The 19,376-nt window shown below is 35.5% G+C and carries 18 protein-coding genes; 9 read left to right on the plus strand and 9 right to left on the minus strand.

Going from position 1 to position 19,376, the window contains the following annotated elements:
• Positions 1–12: 12 nt before the first annotated feature.
• Complete coding sequence (locus ACY2RT_RS09680) at positions 13–1,170, minus strand: vWA domain-containing protein (RefSeq protein ID WP_490155710.1); 1,158 nt, start codon at positions 1,168–1,170, stop codon at positions 13–15.
• A 207-nt stretch (positions 1,171–1,377) separates the two neighbouring features.
• Here ACY2RT_RS09680 and ACY2RT_RS09685 point away from each other — a divergent pair, with 207 nt between their 5' ends.
• Together ACY2RT_RS09685 and ACY2RT_RS09690 are read left to right on the plus strand one after the other, a co-directional pair.
• Positions 1,378–3,576: a tetratricopeptide repeat-containing sensor histidine kinase gene (locus ACY2RT_RS09685; protein ID WP_490155711.1), complete on the plus strand. Its 2,199-nt coding sequence runs from the start codon at positions 1,378–1,380 to the stop codon at positions 3,574–3,576.
• Positions 3,577–4,308, plus strand: coding sequence for a LytR/AlgR family response regulator transcription factor (locus ACY2RT_RS09690; RefSeq protein ID WP_490155712.1), 732 nt, complete (start codon positions 3,577–3,579; stop codon positions 4,306–4,308).
• On the opposite strand, the gene murI is transcribed toward ACY2RT_RS09690, so the two are convergent.
• From murI to ACY2RT_RS09730, 8 genes are all read right to left on the minus strand, one after another.
• A complete protein-coding gene (murI, locus tag ACY2RT_RS09695; RefSeq protein ID WP_490155713.1) occupies positions 4,309–5,100 on the minus strand; it encodes a glutamate racemase in 792 nt (263 codons plus the stop codon).
• A 72-nt stretch (positions 5,101–5,172) separates the two neighbouring features.
• Positions 5,173–5,682 carry an OmpH/Skp family outer membrane protein gene (locus ACY2RT_RS09700; protein WP_490155714.1) on the minus strand — a complete coding sequence of 170 codons (510 nt, stop codon included), beginning with the start codon at positions 5,680–5,682 and terminating at the stop codon, positions 5,173–5,175.
• Positions 5,683–5,738: 56 nt separating this feature from the next.
• Positions 5,739–6,587 carry an OmpH/Skp family outer membrane protein gene (locus ACY2RT_RS09705; protein ID WP_490155715.1) on the minus strand — a complete coding sequence of 283 codons (849 nt, stop codon included), beginning with the start codon at positions 6,585–6,587 and terminating at the stop codon, positions 5,739–5,741.
• Between the two features lie 38 nt (positions 6,588–6,625).
• Positions 6,626–9,232 carry a BamA/OMP85 family outer membrane protein gene (locus ACY2RT_RS09710; RefSeq protein ID WP_490155716.1) on the minus strand — a complete coding sequence of 869 codons (2,607 nt, stop codon included), beginning with the start codon at positions 9,230–9,232 and terminating at the stop codon, positions 6,626–6,628.
• Entirely contained in the window at positions 9,201–9,944 is a 744-nt protein-coding gene (gene uppS, locus ACY2RT_RS09715) for an undecaprenyl pyrophosphate synthase (RefSeq protein ID WP_490155717.1), read from the minus strand. The genes ACY2RT_RS09710 and uppS overlap by 32 nt, the downstream gene beginning before the upstream one ends.
• A gap of 6 nt (positions 9,945–9,950) precedes the next feature.
• Positions 9,951–10,643 carry a type IX secretion system protein PorG gene (gene porG, locus ACY2RT_RS09720; RefSeq protein ID WP_490155718.1) on the minus strand — a complete coding sequence of 231 codons (693 nt, stop codon included), beginning with the start codon at positions 10,641–10,643 and terminating at the stop codon, positions 9,951–9,953.
• A gap of 99 nt (positions 10,644–10,742) precedes the next feature.
• A complete protein-coding gene (locus ACY2RT_RS09725; RefSeq protein WP_490155719.1) occupies positions 10,743–11,627 on the minus strand; it encodes an NAD kinase in 885 nt (294 codons plus the stop codon).
• A gap of 4 nt (positions 11,628–11,631) precedes the next feature.
• Entirely contained in the window at positions 11,632–12,288 is a 657-nt protein-coding gene (locus ACY2RT_RS09730) for an acetoin utilization protein acuB (RefSeq protein ID WP_490155720.1), read from the minus strand.
• 85 nt (positions 12,289–12,373) lie between these two features.
• On the opposite strand from ACY2RT_RS09730, the gene ACY2RT_RS09735 reads away from it, so the two are divergent.
• From ACY2RT_RS09735 to clpP, 7 genes are all read left to right on the plus strand, one after another.
• Complete coding sequence (locus ACY2RT_RS09735; RefSeq protein ID WP_490155721.1) at positions 12,374–13,087, plus strand: pyridoxine 5'-phosphate synthase; 714 nt, start codon at positions 12,374–12,376, stop codon at positions 13,085–13,087.
• On the plus strand, positions 13,087–13,848 hold the full coding sequence (locus tag ACY2RT_RS09740; protein ID WP_490155722.1) for an alpha/beta fold hydrolase: 762 nt from the start codon (positions 13,087–13,089) through the stop codon (positions 13,846–13,848). The genes ACY2RT_RS09735 and ACY2RT_RS09740 overlap by 1 nt, the downstream gene beginning before the upstream one ends.
• A 115-nt stretch (positions 13,849–13,963) precedes the next feature.
• Complete coding sequence (locus ACY2RT_RS09745) at positions 13,964–15,214, plus strand: OmpP1/FadL family transporter (protein WP_490155723.1); 1,251 nt, start codon at positions 13,964–13,966, stop codon at positions 15,212–15,214.
• A 20-nt stretch (positions 15,215–15,234) separates the two neighbouring features.
• A complete protein-coding gene (locus ACY2RT_RS09750) occupies positions 15,235–16,770 on the plus strand; it encodes a G-D-S-L family lipolytic protein (RefSeq protein ID WP_490155724.1) in 1,536 nt (511 codons plus the stop codon).
• Between the two features lie 80 nt (positions 16,771–16,850).
• On the plus strand, positions 16,851–17,192 hold the full coding sequence (locus ACY2RT_RS09755; protein ID WP_490155725.1) for a phage holin family protein: 342 nt from the start codon (positions 16,851–16,853) through the stop codon (positions 17,190–17,192).
• Between the two features lie 93 nt (positions 17,193–17,285).
• Positions 17,286–18,605 carry a trigger factor gene (tig, locus tag ACY2RT_RS09760; RefSeq protein ID WP_490155726.1) on the plus strand — a complete coding sequence of 440 codons (1,320 nt, stop codon included), beginning with the start codon at positions 17,286–17,288 and terminating at the stop codon, positions 18,603–18,605.
• A gap of 82 nt (positions 18,606–18,687) precedes the next feature.
• Positions 18,688–19,362 carry an ATP-dependent Clp endopeptidase proteolytic subunit ClpP gene (clpP, locus tag ACY2RT_RS09765; protein ID WP_490155727.1) on the plus strand — a complete coding sequence of 225 codons (675 nt, stop codon included), beginning with the start codon at positions 18,688–18,690 and terminating at the stop codon, positions 19,360–19,362.
• The last annotated feature ends 14 nt before the right edge of the window (positions 19,363–19,376 follow it).

Below are 19,376 nucleotides of genomic sequence, written 5' to 3' on the forward strand. Positions count from 1 at the left end.
TTGTGATAAGAATTAATTCCATAAATAATTCTTCTTTAAAGCTTGTTTTTTTAAGGCTTGGATCATAGCACTTTCTAATCCGTTTGAATTTTCTTTTTTGTTAGCCGCAATATACTGTCTGCGTTTTTCATTTAATTGGGCAATCTCTTTTTGAATACGATCTCTTTCTCTTCTTTGTTTGGAAACATAGGCTTTAATTTCAGATTTTGTTTTTCCTTTTAAATTTTCAGGCAAATCCTCTTTTTTCAACTTATCATAACTGAAATCTTCCTCCTCTTCTGCATCAACGAGATCCCAAGTGCTGTTTTTATATAAGTGCGAACCTTTTGTAACTGTTCTGCTTACGGCATTTGCTTTACTGTATTCTGCAGCATTATCATCTTGTGCCCTTTGCATAGCTACTTTCCTTGAGCCTTGTCTTCCATAGGGGACATAGGTGCCGTTTAGTTTAATATTGAGTTGTAGGATGATATCATCATACGGAGAAGCAATATGTACAGTCTCCACATTGTGATTAATTGCCATATAATCACCATACGCTAATTGTGCTCCATCCTTCCAGTAAGATGAAATACCATGTTTGTAATCACCACAAAAGATAGTGTTTACTACAACATCTTTTTCTTTGGCATTAAGGGCAGCGTCCTTATAATTAACCTCTCCTTGTGTAAAAGGCTCGTTTCCGGCAATGAAGATCATTTTTAAGTCATCTGCATCATTTCCCCAATCTAATTGGTTTAAGGATGCTTGAATCACAGTTCCGCAGTATTCACTTCCACCATTAGTGGTAAGAGAGAACAGTTCCTTTGAAACGTCGTCCAGATCTTCTGTAAAACCTAAAATTTTCCGAATATAACCATCCCGCGAGTTTAAATTGTCATTACCATATTCATATAAGGCAATTTGAAGATTGGGTCTTTCGTTCTTACATTTGGCATAAGACAACTCATTTACAATTTCCCAAAGCTGTGCTTTAGCCTGATCTATGAGGCCGTCCATACTATTGCTGGTATCGAGTAGTAGAGCAACTTTAATGAAATGCTCTTTAATTAGTGGTACGTTATTTTCAGCAGCTAGAGAATTTTCAGCTATTTGTTTAGATACATCTGCTCTACAGGATAGTATTGATATAAAAGTGAATAGAAGTGTAAAAATTTGTAAAGTTTTCATTGAGTTAAATTCTATGGGTTAATACGATGTAAACCTAAGCGGAACTTAATTTTAATAAAAGCTGTTTTGAGGGAATGGTTCTTTTTGGTTAGTGAACGAGAAGTTATGTTTAGATAAATCAAATTTTAGGGTGTAAAACTGCCGTTATTCGGTTAAACACGATTTTACAAAGTGATGTAAAGTACGTATGTTTACACTTTAAAGACTATGATGAGAGCAATTACAGTTTTATTTTTTATAACAATACTATTTACTTCATGTGATTTGTATGGACAAACCAATCGTGGTACCGAAAATGTATTTACACTTAAAGGAAAAGTAATAGAAGCAGAATCCTTTGACCCTATTTCCAGGGTTAATATTGAAATTCTTGGTGGCAGCTATACGACAACAAACATTGCAGGAGAGTTCACAATTTCTGCAAAAGTAGGCGACGAACTTATTGTACGAAGCGATGATTTTATAACGGTTTATTACACTATTGTAGATAGGCAACGGATTACAATAAAAGTTGAAAAGGCCGGAGAAGAAACTCTTTCAATAAAGAATTCTACAAGAAGTAAATCCCAGGATCTGTTTAAGATCTTTATAGATTCATCTAATTATTTTCTAAAAAAAGATGCTCAAAAGAGTATAGAATATGTAACCAGAGCATTAGAGTCGGTAAGGAGTAAAAATGCTACAGTTCAACAAAATAGTATTGCTTTTAAGACTCTAGGTAATATTAATTCGTATTGGGGGCAAGGAGATTTGGCCATTGATAATTATAAGCGCAGTATTAGTTTTAGCCCAAAAAATGACACCCGTATTAAGTTAGCTAAAGCCTTTATGGAAAACAAAAACTATCAGGAGAGTATTTCAACATACAAAGAGTTGTTGAAAGAAAGACTCTCTAATTATCAACGGGTAGAGGTTTATGAAGGTTTAGGAGATACTTATAAGGCCATTGATGATCCTGTTAAAAGTGTTTTCAATTATCAAAAAGCATTGGATGCAGCCAATACACATAAGATCACTCCTAAGATCACAGATTTAAACTCCAAAATTGGTGAGGCTTATGCGCAAGGAGGTGCTATTGAAGAAGCAGAAGAATATTTTGGAAATTCACTGGGACTCGCTAAAAAAGAAAACAAAAGACGGGCAGTAGCAGAAAAAAATAAAGTAGCAGATTTTTATAATCAAAACAGGGATTTTGATAAGGAAATTCAACTTCGGGAAGAAGCATTAGATGAAATTCAGTCTTTAGATGATTCACAAGAGGAGGAAGACCTTAACAGTCCGCTAACTGCACAACGCCAAAATTATAAAATTGCCAATGCCTATGTCGGGCAGGAAAAATATGAAGAAGCCATTCCCTATCTTAATAGAAGTATAGATGAAGCAGATAAGAAAGAAGATTTATTGGTTCAGAAAGATGCTACTCGAAAACTTTCAGAAATCTATAGAGATATAGGTGATTATGGAAAAGCTGCTGAAAGTTATGAGCGATATGTAGAAGTTGTGGACGAGCTCTACATAAAAAAGGAACAGGAAATTTCACAGGCTGCTCGATTTAGCAAGGAGATTGCTTTAAAACAAAATCGAATCATTAGTCTTGAAAATGAAAGGGAACTTAGTGAAAGCAGATTCCAACTTGCTTTTGAGAACCAAGAGTTAATCGAAAAGAATAATCTTGTCCAAAAATGGATCATAGGCTCTCTTATTCTTATTGCTCTTTTGTTATTACTTGTGGCTTATACACAATACAAAAGTGTAAAACAGCAAAAGTATGCTAATAATCTGTTGGCGTTAAAATCGTTAAGAACTCAGATGAATCCACACTTTATATTCAATGCGCTTAACTCTGTTAATAGTTTTATAGCTAGTAATGACGAGCGTACTGCAAACAAATATTTAAGTGATTTTTCACAGCTAATGCGTGCGGTTTTAGAAAATAGTGATGAAGATTTTATCCCCTTGTCGAAGGAAATTGAACTACTGGAGCTGTATGTACAATTGGAGCATGCCCGCTTTCAAAATAAGTTTGATTATACAATAACGATCGATAAAAATTTAAAGATCGGAGAATTTGTAATTCCACCAATGTTGTTACAACCATATGTTGAAAATGCCGTTTGGCACGGACTTAGATATAAAGAAGAGAAAGGATTATTGGAGATCAATTTTGAGCAACAGGATATAGAAACTGCAAAGATCACCATATCGGACAACGGTATTGGCAGGAAAAAATCAAAAGAACTAAAGACCGAACATCAAAAGAAACAAAAATCCAAAGGGATGGGAAATATTCAAAAGCGAATCTCTATTTTAAATAAAATGTACAAAGATAAAGTAGATGTTACGGTTGAGAATGTTTTTGAAAATGAAGAAGGAACTCAGGTTATACTTATTCTAAAGAAAGATTAAATGAACTTACGAGCTATTATTGTTGAAGATGAAGAAAACAGCCGGGAAATCTTACGAAATTATCTGGCTAAATATTGTCCAAAAGTAGAACTATTGGGTGAAGCAGCTAATGTGGAAGAAGGACTGGTTTTAATAAGAAACAATGACCTTGATCTTGTTTTTCTGGACGTAGAAATGCCCTACGGAAATGCTTTCGACCTTTTGGATAAAGTTGGAGATCGTCAATTTGAAACAGTGTTTGTTACTGCCTACAATCATTATGCGATCGATGCATTAAATGCTCATGCATCTTACTATTTGTTGAAGCCAATTTCCATAGATAACTTAATTGAAGCTGTAGACTATGTTTCAGAAATTAAAGAAAAAGAAAACAGTTTGCAGCACACAGTATTACGTCCTGTAAATGCTCAAGTTACCGGTAAAATTACCATTCCCTTACAAAATGGTTTTGAAGTACTTAAAATGGAAGATATTTTGTATTGTCAGGCAGATGATAATTACACAAATATATTCTTAAAAGACAGTAAGAAACTGGTAAGTAAAACACTTAAATATTTTGAAGATACGCTTAATGGAAACGGCTTTGCGCGTGTACATAAATCCTATTTGGTGAATGTAAATGCTATCATCGAATATAGAAAAGGAAAGGGCGGGAGTGTTGTATTGAGCAACGGAAAACAAATTATGGTAAGCCCTTCAAGAAAAAAAGAATTGCTTGCGTACTTTGGTTAATTAAAAGTCCTTTTTTATTACTGTGATCTTTTCAGAAAAATCTTTTAAAAGCTTTTCCAGGACATTTATTTCTGCATTTGAATAGAACTGAAATGCAGGTGCTGAAACATTTTCATTTAACAAATTGTTTTTTTTCAGAATACTCCTGGTCTGTTTTGCAACAGCTTTACCCGAATCAATAATCTTTACATTCTGAGGCAGCAATTTTTGAAGCTGAGGAATAAGGTACGGATAGTGCGAACAGCCTAAGACAATATAATCTACATTCGCCACAAGCATAGGTTTTGTATACTTTTGAAGCAACTCAAATAACTCCGGACTATTTAACTTTCCTGCTTCAATAAGAGGGACCAATCCTTCACCTACAATTTCTATGACCGAAATATCTTTGGTAAACTCTCCTATTGTTTTATGAAAGAGAACGCTGCTAAGTGTTCCTTTTGTTGCTAATATGCCAATACTTTTGGAATGTGTTTGTAAAGCAGCAGGTTTAATAGCAGGTTCTATACCTATAATAGGAATGTCGTATCGCGAACGAAGCAGGTCAATAGCATTGGTTGTAGCAGTGTTACAGGCCACAACAATGATCTTACAGCCCATTTGCAGTAATGCGTCTGTATTTTTAATGCTCAAGGAGATAATCTCTTTCTGCGTTTTATACCCATAAGGAGCATTCTTACTGTCCGCAAGATAAATTGTGCTTTCAAGAGGTAATAATTGATGAATCTCCTTCCAAATAGAAGTTCCGCCAACACCCGAATCGAAAATACCAATTGGACTATCCTGTTTCATTTGTATAAAAATAAAAACTGCTCGCCAAACGGTCGAGCAGTTTTCAATAATTTTTTAAAAAAGAATAAAATATTAAATTCCTAATTCCTTTTTAACAGAAGGTAATAAATCTGTTCCGTCTGCTAATAATAAACCAGCTCCGGTAGTAGAATCTAATACATATTGAAAGCCTTGTGCCCTTGCAACTTTTTGAATTGCTGTACGTGCTTTTTCTAAAATAGGCTTAAAGATATCTACTTGTTTTTTATCAAGGTCTTGTAGTGCCTGATTTCTATATGCACCTATATTATTTTGCATTCCCTGTACTTCCTGTACACGTTTTGCGTTTTCTTCTTCAGTTTTTGTTTCAGCTTCTCCTTCGTACTGCTTGATCTTTGTGTCAAGTTCTTTAGCCATTGCTTTTATTTCAGTATCGTAGGTTGTTTTAAGCTTATCAAGCTGGCTTTGTGCAGCTTTCATCTCTGGCATAGCCTCTACTAGCGCCTGGGTGTCTATATGTGCAATCTTAGACTGTGCATTTACAAAACTTGTAGCTCCTACAAAGAGCAATACGGCTACTGCAAATAATTTGAATTTTTTCATTGTAATTGTATTAAATTATGTGTTAAGATTATTAAGGTTATACTTATTATTAAAATTTAATTTCCTCCGCCATCACCTTCTCCGTCATCTTCTCCATCACCTCCGGTAGGAGGATTATTTCTTGCCTCTAAGATCGAATCTTTTCTACGTTGTCTTTCATCAAGTAACCTTTGTCTTCTTGTTTCAAACTCCAGTTTTTTGGCAGCGCGGATAGAGTCACGAACACGTTTGCGTTCCGCCATCATTTTTTCACGTTCGTCTTTCTTTTCTTCTATTGCTTTTTCACGTTCAGTTACTTCTTTATCTTCTTCTAAAGAAAGGTCATCCCTCTTCTCTATTTCACGTTTTTCTCTTTTACTGGTAGCCTCTTTTCGCTTAGCGGCTCGATTAATACTTCGTAGCACCTGGTCACTAATGTCATTTCTTTCGGCGGCAAATAACATTACTATATCTGCAGATTTATCAAAGATGAAATCGAATTTTTTATTTTCAGCAATTTCTTGAACAATATTGAAGACCTGATCTTGAATAGGTTGAACTAATTGCCTCCGTTGAATCATTAAATCTCCATTAGGACCAAATCTATCTTGTTGGTATTTAAGCATTTCATCTTCTTCAACTTTTATCTCTTCTTCACGCTCTTCTATTAGCTCTTTAGTAAGCAATACTCGCTCATTGCTTAAGTTGAGCTTCATTTGATCTATTGATTTTTGTTTTTTCTCAATATCCTGTTTCCATCGTTGTACTTTTCCCTCTAACTGGGTTGAAGCTTCAGTATATTCAGGAACATTTTCAAGAATATATTCCATATCAATATATCCAATACGAACGCCTCTCTGTGCATTTGCTGAAAAGCTAAAGCACAAAATAATAAGTGCGAAAAAAAGTAACTTAGTTGTTTTCATAATTGCTGGTTGTTGTTTAAGAAAATATCGTGCCAAAATTAAAATTGTTGTCCAATAATAAAGTGAGTTTCCCATCCATTTTTTTGAGATCCCCCAAGGATTGGATCAAATCCATACCCAAAATCTATCCCCAATAATCCAAATGCAGGCATAAATATACGCAATCCTACGCCAGCAGACCTATTAATACTGAAAGGATTGTAATTTCTAAACCCATCATAAGAACCGCCACCTTCTGCAAATCCCAGAACATATATAGATGCCAATTGCTTTAAAGTAATTGGATATCTTAATTCTAACGAAAATTTATTGTAAATGGTATTTCCATCTGTGTTAGATAAGGATTGGTTAGGATATCCCCGTAATTGAATCACTTCTCTTCCATCTAAACTAAAGGATCCAAGTCCATCACCTCCCACAAAGAAACGCTCAAAAGGGGGAACCCCTCTATTATCATTGTAGGCTCCCAAAAATCCAAATTCTGTATTGGTGCGTAATACCAAATCGCCTGTTAGTTTTGTATACCAGGTTCCTTTGAACTTTATTTTATAATATTCTAAGAATTTAAACCGCTCTTGATCTATCTCGGCAATTCTATCTTGGGCATCAATATAATCTACATTTGTTGTTGGAATATCATCTAAGATTTCTCTTTCATCTGCCAAGGCCTTATAGTCCACACTGTTGAATGCCGAATATGGAGGAGTCAATTTTGCCGTTAAACTAAACTCTGAACCCGATTTAGGATAAATAGGGTTGGTAGCAGTGTTATTACGGCTAATACCAATAGTATATGCTAGGTTATTTGAATAACCATCACCAAAGGTAAATAACCCGGTATTGTAATTTTTTAGGTTATAGTGCTGAAAACTTATCGCTTGGGAAAGTGTAAAATAATCATCCGGCCATTTTAATCTTTTGGCAATTCCAACAGATCCGCCAGTGATTAAAAAACTACGGTCTTTATCAGCTTCTCTGGCAGCAAAGTCATAAAAATATTGTATCGTATGAGATACAGATGTGCTTAATTGTACAGGTTTTTTACCTCCTAACCAAGGTTCTACAAGTGATAAACTGTAGGTTTGATAGAAACTACTCGCTTGCGCCCTTAGGGATAGTTTTTGTCCGTCACCCATAGGGAGTGGTTTGTAAGCTTCTCCATTGAAAATATTTCTTAATGAGAAGTTATTGAAAGAGAGGCCAAGTGTTCCAACAAAACCTCCGCCGCCGTAACCACCTTGTAATTCTATCTGGCTGGAACCTTTTTCAACAACAGAATATTCCATATCTAAAGTTCCGTTGTTAGCATCTACATTCTTAAAATTAGGGCCGATCTGCTCTGCATCAAAGTATCCTAATTGCCCCAATTCACGAATTGTTCTAACTACATTACGCTTACTATATTTTTGTCCGGGACGTGTTCTTAATTCTCTGTAGATAACATGGTCATTTGTTTTGTCATTACCAACTACGGTTACATGGTCAAAATAAGCAACTTTTCCTTCAATAATTCTGATCTCAAAATCGATAGTGTCATTTCTTACTGCTACTTCAACAGGATTGATCCTAGAGAACAAATACCCGTTGTTTTGATACAGATTGGTAAGGTCATTTGCTTCCGGGTTCGTATTATCTTCAATGCGTTCTTGTAATAAAACACCATTATAGGATTCTCCTCTTTTAATACCCAGGACTTGGCGTAGTACATTATCTGTATACACACTATTCCCTATAAAACGAATATCCCCAAAATAATATTTTTTCCCTTCTTCAATATTTAATTGCAAAGCGATATTACTTTCATCCTTAACAATAAGTGTATCACTTAGAATACGTGCGTCTCTATAACCATTGGACTTATATTTAGTGATAATGGAGGTTTTATCTTCTTCAAACCCGTCTTCACTATATTTTGACCTTTTGTAAAAACGCAGAAAATTTTTACGTTTTACATTTTTCATAGCACCTCTAAGTTTTTTATCTGAAAGTGCTTGATTTCCTTCAAAATTTATAGAAGTTACTTTTACCCGTTCTCCTTTGTCAATTTTGATCGACATGTTTTTAGCTACTTCAACTCCGGTAGAATCTAAATGTGGAATGGTGCTAATGATAACCTGAGTGTTCAAGAAGCCGTTCTTACGATTCTTGTTAATGATATTATTTTTGGTAGTCGTTATAAGGTTTTTAGTGATCTTAACACCGGTGGTAAGATTATTGTCTTTAATGAGTTCTTTTATCTTTCCTTTCCGAAGCCCTTCTACAGTTACATTATTTAACTTAGGAAGCTCCACAATGTATAATTCCAGATCTACCAGATCTTCCTGTATATTGGTAACATAAAAAGCAATATCACTAAAAAGGTTTTGTTCCCAAAGTTTTTTAGTTACCGAACTTAATTTTTCACCTGGAATAAACAAACGGTCTCCTATTTTAAGACCTGTAAAAGCAATTACGGTTTGTTCGTTGAAACTCTGCGCGCCAGTTACTTCAATTTTGTTGATAGTATATTTTCTACCACTATCGAGTTCTTTTTGCTGTGCAGCAAGATTTAAAACCGAAAGTATTGTAAAAAGAAAAATACAATAAGACTTCTTGTAAATATGTAATCGTGGACTATTCTTTAAGCTGTTCACTGGTTTTTCCAAATCTTCTTTCTCTATTTTGATAATTTATAATTGCTTCAAAAAGATGGGTTCTTGTATAATCTGGCCAAAGAGTCTCCGTGAAGTACAATTCAGCATAAGCTATTTGCCAAAGAAGGAAATTACTAATACGGTGTTCTCCGCTAGTTCTTATTAGTAAATCTACATCTGGTAAATTTTGCGTGTAAAGATGATTATTTATTACCGTTTCATCAATATTTTCGGGCGAAATTAGGTTATTTTTAACTTTATGACTAATCTCTTTAATAGTTTTTGTTAATTCTTCTCTGGAACCATAGCTCAATGCAAGGGTTAATGTCATTCTACTATTACTTTCCGTCTTTTTAATGACATCAATTAATTCTCTATAAGCTTTCTTTGGCAGAGATTCAAGATTACCTATAGCATTTAGTTTGATATTATTTTCCTGAAGTGTATCTATTTCTTTTTTTAAAGATGAAACCAGAAGTTTCATAAGCAGATTTATTTCCATCTTTGGCCTGTTCCAATTTTCAGTAGAAAAGGCAAAGAGTGTTAAATAAGAAATGTTAAGTTCTGTACAGGCTTCTACAATTTCGCGGACAGCTTTGGTGCCCTTCTCATGTCCCATAGTTCTAAACAAGCCTTTTTGTTTAGCCCAACGACCATTCCCGTCCATGATCACCGCTAGATGTCTGGGTAACTTGTTTAAATCTATCTGGTCCTGTAATTTCATTTCATACTAAAAGTTACAATAGCAGGGTTTTCTTCCAAAAGTAAAAGTAAGCGTTACCCCTGTAAATACATACCAATCATCACTATTAACATTTCCAAATTTAAGACTTTCTTCATCGGCTAACCCATTTATGGGGTTACTTCCGTCAAGATCATCGGTAAAAGTATAACGAGCACCAATTTCCATTCCCAAAACCATTTTGGTGCCTACAGTAGCTTTAAACCCTACGACCATTGGTATTGCAACAGCACCGGCCTTATCGTAATCTACAATTACATCTTGTCCGTTTTTGTACAAGGCATTATATCCAAAATAGGTTAATCCGGTATATAAATAAGGTGTTGATACGGGTTGCCCACTATACATGTTAAATTCCCAAAAAGTATATTCTATCCCTAAAGAAACTTCTTTTATAGAGTTTTTAAAAGAATATCCTCGCTGTTGCCTTCTACTTTCGTTAGAGTCTGCATCATCTCCCTTGATATCAGCAATTAGGATAGAAGCCCTAAAGGCATGCCTTTGACTTCGATTCCATTTAAAAATGCCTCCAAAACCAACGGTGTTGGGGTTTATATAACTGGTTTTGCCTATATCTCCTATATAATTAACGCCACCAATCATCCCTCCAATTTCATAAGTTTGTGAGTGACCCATAAAAGTGGTTGTTATCAAAAAAAATAGGACAGTGAAATACCTCATATGCCTTAAAAGTTTGCAAATATAATAATAAACTTCGCTTCACCATATTCTAAGCGAAATAGTCTCTGTTGATTAACAAATTTTAGGGTATTTTATTGTTTAATTCCTTTTGTCTTCTCCCCACAATAGTTTTTCCCGAAGTGTTTTTATAAAACTATCATCGTACAACTGTACAAAATTAACATTAAAAGATGCCTTTTTAATAATAATAGTGGTTTCATTCTCTAAGGTAGCAATACGGGAATCTAAAGAAACTAAATATGATTTCTCCCTTCCTGAAACTTTTAATGTAATAGTACTGTCGTCTGGTAATACCAAGGGCCGTGCATTTAAATTGTGTGGGGCAATAGGTGTTATAACAATACTGTTAGTGCTTGGGTCAATAACCGGGCCGCCACAACTTAACGAATAACCTGTAGAACCGGTTGGAGTAGAAACAATAAGCCCATCACTCCAATACGAAGTAAGATATTTATCATTTACATTGGTCTCTACTTTAATCATCGAAGTAGTATTCTTACGGTTTACGGCTACTTCATTCAAAGCAAAATTTAGAGATGTAATATCATCGTTGTGCGGTTCTGTAGTTATGGTTAACAAACTTCTTTTAGAGATGGAATAATCCTTATTAAGAATTTTGTTAATGCTTTCGGTGATTTTTTCTTTCTGAATTGTAGCTAAAAAACCTAATCTTCCTGTATTGATCCCCACAATAGGAATTCCAAGGTCTCCCACAAACGTAACAGATTTCAGTATAGTGCCATCGCCACCTATACTGAAAAACAGATCATAAGAATTGTCTAATGCTGAAAAAGTTTCAACTCCCGAAAAGTTTTTAGTGATCTCCTGATGTAAATTAATAATCTTGAGAAAATTCTCTTCAATAACAATTTCTACATTCTTTTTTTGAAGAGCGTCTAAAATTAGTTGAATATATGCTTCAGACTTTTCGTGATAAAATTGTCCGTAAATACCAATTTTCATCTCCTTACATATTTAGATATTTGTCCAAATAATTGGAGCGTTCTTTTAAATCTTCCAAAAACTTATCTTCTTCGTGATTGGAAACCACAGTATAATTATATCGCCTAAAGGTCTGTACAATAACGTTCATTCCGGTATGCCCCATTTTAAGTGTAATTTGCACCACATCATTTTCAATTTTAGAAATAAAGACACCTAGTATTTTAGCATCATTGGTTTCAACGATTTGGCATATCTCACTAAATGAATAATCCTTAATTCCTTTTTCAACGACAATAATGCCTCCGGCTTCATTTAAAAACGGGGTATTGTTAAACAGGTTCATAATATCACCGAGCTCATAATACCCTATATATTTATTGTTATCTCCTAATACTGGCATGATATTACTGTTGTGAAGAGCAAAAGCTTCTAATATATCTAACCAGTTTGTATTTTTTCGAACGTAAAATGTCTCTAAAGCATATTGATATTCACTCAATGATTTGCTGCTTTCAAAACAATGAGCATCTGTTTCACTTATACAACCTACATATACGTCCTCTTTTTTTACAGGAATATGCGAATAAGTAAGTTGATTGAATACTATTTGCACTTCTTTTATTTCAGAAGAAATATCAAAAGGCTTAATGTCATTGATAATATAATTTTGGGTATTCACGCTACGAATTTTTATGCAAATTACTTAAAATAAAGATGCAAAACCGAGGATCAACTTTGTATTTTTGTCTTTTAGAATATAGCTTATGACTAAATTAAGTGTAAACATCAATAAAATTGCTACGTTACGCAATGCAAGAGGCGGAGATATGCCCAATGTAGTAGAAGTAGCCAAAGACGTACAGAAATTTGGAGCACAAGGAGTAACTATTCATCCGCGACCGGATGAAAGACATATAAAATATCAAGATGCCTACGATCTAAAACCTGTAGTTGTTACCGAATATAATATTGAAGGGAATCCTATAGAATCTTTTTTGAAGATGGTGTTAGCATTAAAGCCAACTCAGGTCACTTTGGTGCCGGATGCTGTGGATGCTATTACATCAAATGCAGGATGGGATACCATAAAACACAAAGATTATTTAGCTGAAATAATTTCGGAATGCCAACATAACGGAATACGGACATCTATTTTTGTTGACCCGGATCTAAGTATGATTGAAGGTGCTGCTTATACCGGTACAGACCGCATAGAATTATATACCGAAGAATTTGCCAAACAATTCAGTTTAGGGAATAAGGATGCCGTAAAACCTTATTCAGAATGTGCAATACTTGCTAATAAACTAGGATTAGGTATTAATGCCGGGCATGACCTTTCCTTGGAAAACATTCGTTTTTTTAAGGAAAATATTCCCAATCTGCTGGAAGTTTCTATAGGCCATGCACTCATTTGCGAAGCAATTTACTTAGGGCTGGAAACCGTCATAAAAAAATATTTGCAAAAACTGTCTTAATGCTCTTACACTCACAAATTTTTGGAGAAGGAAAACCACTTGTTATCTTACATGGATTTTTGGGAATGGGTGACAATTGGAAAACTTTAGGCAATAGATTTACCGAAAAAGGATTTCAAGTACATTTGATAGATCAACGCAATCACGGAAGAAGTTTTCATTCTGAACATTTCAGCTACTCACTCATGACCGAAGATCTGAAAAGATATTGTGAACACAATTTATTGGAAAATATTGCTTTGTTAGGGCATTCTATGGGTGGAAAAACGGCGATGCTGTTTGCAGTAGATAATCCTGAGATCGTTACAAAACTAATTGTAGCAGACATTTCGCCAAAGGAGTATCCTCAACACCATCAGGATATACTAAAAGCTCTGTCTTTGCTGGATTTTTATGAAATAAAGACAAGAGCAGCAGCAGAGAAAGTGCTTTCTCAATACATTAATGAAGTAGGAGTACGTCAGTTTTTATTAAAGAATCTATACTGGAAAAATAAAGGAGAGCTGTCACTACGAATAAACCTTCCCGTACTAACTCAAACTATTGAAGAGGTAGGGAAGCCATTACCTGATGATACAATCTTTGAAAAAGACACTTTATTTCTAAGAGGAGAGAAATCGGGATATATAGATACTATGGACGAAATTCTTATCAAAAAACACTTCCCTAAAGCAAAAATTGCTACTGTTTTAAATGCCGGCCATTGGCTGCATGCTGAAAATCCAGGTGAATTTTATCGATATGTGGTGGATTTTTTATAACATTGCACATAACTATTTTACTATGTATGCATAATAAATGGAAGCAAAGCCAATAATAATGCGTATTTTTAGAAAAGTTCACAGGAAAATAAACATTTAACCTAACTTAATTATTATGAAGAAAGTATTACTTCTTACTGTTTTTGCATTAGCAACAGCAGTAATGTATGCCGGAGGATACCGTGTAAGTTTACAAGGGCAAAAATCCTTGGCAATGGGACATACAGGTGTTGCTGTGATAAACAGTAGCGAACTTGTATTTTTTAACCCTGCCGGGTTAGTATACCTTGAAAACAAGTTGAATATATCTGCTGGGGTAAGTGGCGTGTTCTCTAATGTATCTTATCAAAATGAAGCTACAGGAGCAGCTACAATGACAGATAGTCCAACGGGAACTCCTTTGTATCTGTATGCATCTTATCAAGCTAATGATTGGTTGGCTTTTGGTTTAGGAGTGTATACTCCTTTTGGAAGTGAAGTTGCCTATGAAGATGACTGGGCAGGTTCTCACTTGGTAAATAACATTGAGCTTGCTGCAATTTTTGTTCAGCCTACGGTATCATTTAAAGTAAGTGACTACCTAAGTTTTGGAGGAGGGCCTATTTATGTGATTGGTTCTGTAAATTTCAACCGTAACTTAAATAGAACATTGACAGATCTGGATGGAAACAGGTCAGAAGTAACAATTGATGCCTCTGGGATCACTAAGTGGGGATGGACTGCTGGTGTTATGTTCAGACCAACAGAGGACCTGACAATTGGAGCAAATTATCGTTCCGAAATTATTTTAAGCGCGGAGGACGGTGATGCGGATTTCGAGAATATACCTAATTCTCCTTTAACTCCTTTTGCCGATACCACTTTTGATGCATCTTTACCGTTACCTGCAGAAATAACAGTAGGTCTTTCATATAAATTTTGTGAAAAATGGCTATTTGCGTTCGACTATAACCGTGCTTTCTGGGATGTTTATGAGTCACTGGACATTGACTGGGCAGATGAGAATATTCCTGATTCTCAAAACCTGCGTAACTATAAAAATGCTTCAACATACCGTTTTGGATTACAATATGAAGCGACAAAGATGTTTACTTTAAGGGCTGGATACTACTTTGATGAGTCCCCGGTACAAGCGGGATACTTTGCGCCTGAAACACCTCGTAATGATAGTAATGGCTACACAGCGGGTCTTACCTTTAACGTAGGTGATCATTTTCAGGTAGACGCCTCTTTCTTATACTTACGCTTTAAAGAAGTGGATGCTTCTTATGACTACTATTTTGAAAATGGGGTAGCAGCACCTTTTGGAGGACAATACAAATCGAATGCATTTGTTCCTGGCTTAGGCGTTACTTATAAAATGTAATTCAAAAAAAATCAGAAAAAATGAAAAACACAATAAAAATATTTTTAGGGATACTGGCAATTGGATTTGTAAGTTGTGAAGCAGAGTTTGATAATCGTGTTGATGAAGACGGATTTTATACAAGCGGTACGGCAAATCTGGCAACTTATGTAGCAGTAGGGAATTCACTTACTGCAGGATATGCAGACGGAGCTTTATACATTACAGGACAAAATAATTCTTACCCAAACATTATGGCAGAGCAATTTGCCAAAGCAGGTGGTGGAGATTTTACACAGCCTTTGATGGCAGACAACTTTGGAGGACTATTGTTAAGCGGAACTCAAGTAGCTGAAAACAGATTAGTATTGGCTGTAGACGATCAGGGAAATCCCGGTCCTGTAACATTGCAAGGTACACCAACTACAGAGATTACTACAAGTGCAACGGGCCCATTTAATAACATGGGAGTTCCGGGAGCAAAGAGTTTTCATTTGGTAGCTCCGGGATATGGAAATGTGGCAGGAGTCACTTCAGGGGCATCTAGCCCTTACTTTGCTCGTTTCGCAACAAGTGACAATGCTACTGTTATTGCAGATGCTGCTTCGTTGACCCCTACGTTCTTTAGCTTATGGATTGGAAATAACGATATCTTAGGATATGCGACTTCCGGTGGAGTAGGTGTAGACCAAACAGGTAATTTAGACCCATCTACATATGGAGGAAGTGATATTACGGACCCTAATGTATTTGCTTCTGCCTATAGTGCACAAGTAGATGCATTAACCGCTACCAGTACAGGAGGAGTTTTAATAAATATTCCTGATGTTACTTCAATCCCATATTTTACAACCGTACCTGTACAGGCTATTCCATTGGATGCTGCAACAGCAGGAGCAGTAAATGCTCAATTTGGATTATACAACACTCAGGTTTTACCTGGTCTTGTTGGTGCCGGAGTTATTACTTCGGATGAAGCAGCTGCCAGACAAATAAACTTTGTTGCCGGTGTAAATTATCCAATCCTTACGGATGACGATCTAACAGATATTAGTGCTATTCTTCAAGGGCCTCCATTTAACCTGGATCCTATAACCGCTGGCTTGTTAGGCCAATTACGTCAGGCTAATGATAATGACCTGGTTGTATTACCGGCATCTTCAGTATTAGGAACTATCCCGGATCCTTCAAACCCATTAGGTGTTGTTGGAGTTTCAATACCTTTGGGAGACCAATATGTTTTAACAACTGTAGAGCAAGGACGTGTGTCTACTGCTACAGCTTCATACAATGCAACGATACAAGCTTTGGCAAATGCCCATGACTTAGTATTTTTAGATGCAAGAGCTGCTTTGGCAAAAGTTGCAAGCACAGGAGTGCCTTACGATGCGGGAATGTTAACATCAACATATGTAACAGGAGGAGCCTTTTCTTTGGATGGAGTACATCCAACACCAAGAGGTTATGCATATACTGCTAACTTAATTATTGAAGCGATCAACAGAAAGTACGATGCAACCATTCCTATGGTGAACATTGGAAATTACGGAACTGTAACTGCTGCAAATAATGAATAACGAAGGCACCTTTTTAAGTATTTTAAAAAACCACTCTTAATTAAGGGTGGTTTTTTTATCTTTATAAAAATCCAAAAAAGATGAAACTTATTTTAAGGTTATTACTTACTGCACTGGCCGTTGTTATTCTGGCTTATATTTTGCCCGGCGTATCCGTAGATGGTTATGTTTCTGCAATCATTGTAGCGATTGTTCTGGCAGTGCTGCGATTGATCGTAAAACCAATTTTAGTGATACTAACACTTCCGGTAACCATTATTACTTTGGGATTGTTCTTGTTGATTATCAATGCGGTTATCATTTTAATGGCTGATTACTTCATAGATGGTTTTGCTGTTTCCAATATTTGGTGGGCACTAATTTTCAGTTTATTACTCTCCTTCCTTCAATCTATTCTGTATTCACTGCTAAAAGACAAATAGCTATCTGAAATACAGTTTGTAAATGTTTGTTGTGTTGCTTAAAAAACCATACTTTTGCAACCCGATTTTTATACGGAAAATTTTTCAGAAAAAATGAACATTACAAAAAAAGACATTGATAGTTTAAACGCTGTAGTTACAGTAGAAATCTCAAAAGAAGATTATTCGGAAAAGGTAAGTAAGGTTCTGGATAATTACCGGAAGAATGCTAATATTCCTGGCTTTAGAAAAGGACATGTACCTATGGGTATGGTTAAAAAACAATATGGTACAGCAGTTTTAGTAGAAGAAGTGAACAAATTACTGCAAGATTCCTTACATAAATTCCTAACAGAAGAAAAGCTGGATGTTTTGGGAAATCCATTACCTAAGAATGAAGTCGAGATCGATTGGAATGCAGATGATTTTTCGTTTGAGTTTGACCTGGGCTTGGCTCCAAAATTTGAAGTAGGCCTAAAGAAAAAGGCAATTACTCAATACAAAATTGTAGCAGACGATAAAATGCTGGACAATCAAATAAAAACTATCCGTAAGCAATACGGAAAACTAATTGCTAAAGATACGGTTGCCAAAGAAGATGAGATAACTGGAACCTTTACTGCTGAAGAAAAGGAAATAGAGAGTAAAACAACTTTTTCTACCGAAGCTATTAAGGGAAAGAAACAACTTTCTGCTTTAATTGGTGCAAAAGTGGGTGATACGGTAACGTTGAAGACCAAAGGAATGTTCCCGGATGATCACGACAATCAAAAATATTTGGGTGTTTCTCATGATGATGCACATGGGTTAGATATTGAGGTAAGCTTAAAAATTGAAGAAGTGAATACTCGTGAAATGGCTGAACTGAATCAGGAGCTATTCGATAAATTATTTGGAGAAGGGATCGTAACATCTGAAGTTGAACTGAAGCAAAAAATCAAGGAAGATGCCGAAAAACAATTTGAGCAGCAAAGCGACCAAAAACTATTGAACGATGTGGTAGAATCCCTGATCGAGAATACAAAATTTGAACTTCCCAATGAGTTTTTACAGCGCTGGATACAAATTTCAGGAGAGAAGCCTATGACAGAAGAGGCTGCAAAAGAAGAATATGAACGCAGCGAGAAGGGATTGCGTTATCAGTTGATAGAAGGAAAAATTAGAGCAGAAAATAATTTGCAGGTCACTTTTGATGAATTAAAGGATTATTCAAAAACTATGATCAAGGCACAAATGGCGCAATTTGGACAAGCAAACCCTTCCGAAGAAGAATTGGACAATATTGCAGCCAGAATACTTGCTAATGAAGAAGAAGTTAAGCGTATAAGCGAGCAGTTGAATACTAATAAATTGCTTCAGTTCTTTAAGGAAAATGCAAAATTAAAGACTAAAGAAATTACGTATGATAAATTCATAAAAGAAGCATACGAGTAATTCAGCAAGAAAATAGTTATATTTAGGCGTTGAATTCAAGGATTCAACGCTTTTTTATTAAAAAAAACTGGAATATTTTTATATGAACTACGAAAAAGAATTTAAAGCCTTTGCAACAAAGGATCAAGGGATTAATAGCATGTACTACGATAAAATCGTAAGTAGCATGTATCCTGTAAATCTTACCCCTAATATTATTGAAGAGCGCCAAATGAATGCGGTGGCAATGGACGTTTTTTCGAGACTGATGATGGACCGTATTATATTTCTGGGAACAGGAATTAACGATCAGGTAGCAAATATTGTACAGGCACAGTTATTATTTTTGGAAAGTACAGATGCATCTAAAGACATTCAAATTTATATTAACTCTCCGGGAGGTAGCGTATATGCAGGCTTAGGGATTTATGATACCATGCAATTTATCAAGCCGGATGTTGCAACTATTTGTACCGGTATGGCCGCTTCTATGGCAGCAGTTTTATTGTGTGCCGGTCAAAAAGGAAAACGTAGCGGTTTAACCCATTCTCGTGTAATGATACATCAGCCAATGGGAGGTGCTCAAGGGCAGGCGAGTGATATTGAAATTACCGCAAAAGAAATAATTACCTTAAAAGAAGAGTTATATAACATCATTGCAAAGCATAGCGGTCAAACTTATGATAAAGTTTACGAAGACAGTGACCGTGATTATTGGATGAAAGCAGATAAAGCACTTGAATACGGAATGATCGATGAGATTTTATCCCGAGGATAAAATCTTGGAAAAAC

The organism is Ulvibacter sp. 2210JD10-4 (assembly GCF_058148525.1).

Excerpts from the sequence above, each read along its gene's own strand:
- ACY2RT_RS09680 (WP_490155710.1), bottom strand. The coding sequence starts at position 1,170 with ATGAAAACTTTACAAATTTTTACACTTCTATTCACTTTTATATCAATA.
- ACY2RT_RS09685 (WP_490155711.1), top strand. The coding sequence starts at position 1,378 with ATGATGAGAGCAATTACAGTTTTATTTTTTATAACAATACTATTTACT.
- ACY2RT_RS09690 (WP_490155712.1), top strand. The coding sequence starts at position 3,577 with ATGAACTTACGAGCTATTATTGTTGAAGATGAAGAAAACAGCCGGGAA.
- murI (WP_490155713.1), bottom strand. The coding sequence starts at position 5,100 with ATGAAACAGGATAGTCCAATTGGTATTTTCGATTCGGGTGTTGGCGGA.
- ACY2RT_RS09700 (WP_490155714.1), bottom strand. The coding sequence starts at position 5,682 with ATGAAAAAATTCAAATTATTTGCAGTAGCCGTATTGCTCTTTGTAGGA.
- ACY2RT_RS09705 (WP_490155715.1), bottom strand. The coding sequence starts at position 6,587 with ATGAAAACAACTAAGTTACTTTTTTTCGCACTTATTATTTTGTGCTTT.
- uppS (WP_490155717.1), bottom strand. The coding sequence starts at position 9,944 with ATGAAATTACAGGACCAGATAGATTTAAACAAGTTACCCAGACATCTA.
- porG (WP_490155718.1), bottom strand. The coding sequence starts at position 10,643 with ATGAGGTATTTCACTGTCCTATTTTTTTTGATAACAACCACTTTTATG.
- ACY2RT_RS09725 (WP_490155719.1), bottom strand. The coding sequence starts at position 11,627 with ATGAAAATTGGTATTTACGGACAATTTTATCACGAAAAGTCTGAAGCA.
- ACY2RT_RS09735 (WP_490155721.1), top strand. The coding sequence starts at position 12,374 with ATGACTAAATTAAGTGTAAACATCAATAAAATTGCTACGTTACGCAAT.
- ACY2RT_RS09740 (WP_490155722.1), top strand. The coding sequence starts at position 13,087 with ATGCTCTTACACTCACAAATTTTTGGAGAAGGAAAACCACTTGTTATC.
- ACY2RT_RS09745 (WP_490155723.1), top strand. The coding sequence starts at position 13,964 with ATGAAGAAAGTATTACTTCTTACTGTTTTTGCATTAGCAACAGCAGTA.
- ACY2RT_RS09750 (WP_490155724.1), top strand. The coding sequence starts at position 15,235 with ATGAAAAACACAATAAAAATATTTTTAGGGATACTGGCAATTGGATTT.
- ACY2RT_RS09755 (WP_490155725.1), top strand. The coding sequence starts at position 16,851 with ATGAAACTTATTTTAAGGTTATTACTTACTGCACTGGCCGTTGTTATT.
- tig (WP_490155726.1), top strand. The coding sequence starts at position 17,286 with ATGAACATTACAAAAAAAGACATTGATAGTTTAAACGCTGTAGTTACA.
- clpP (WP_490155727.1), top strand. The coding sequence starts at position 18,688 with ATGAACTACGAAAAAGAATTTAAAGCCTTTGCAACAAAGGATCAAGGG.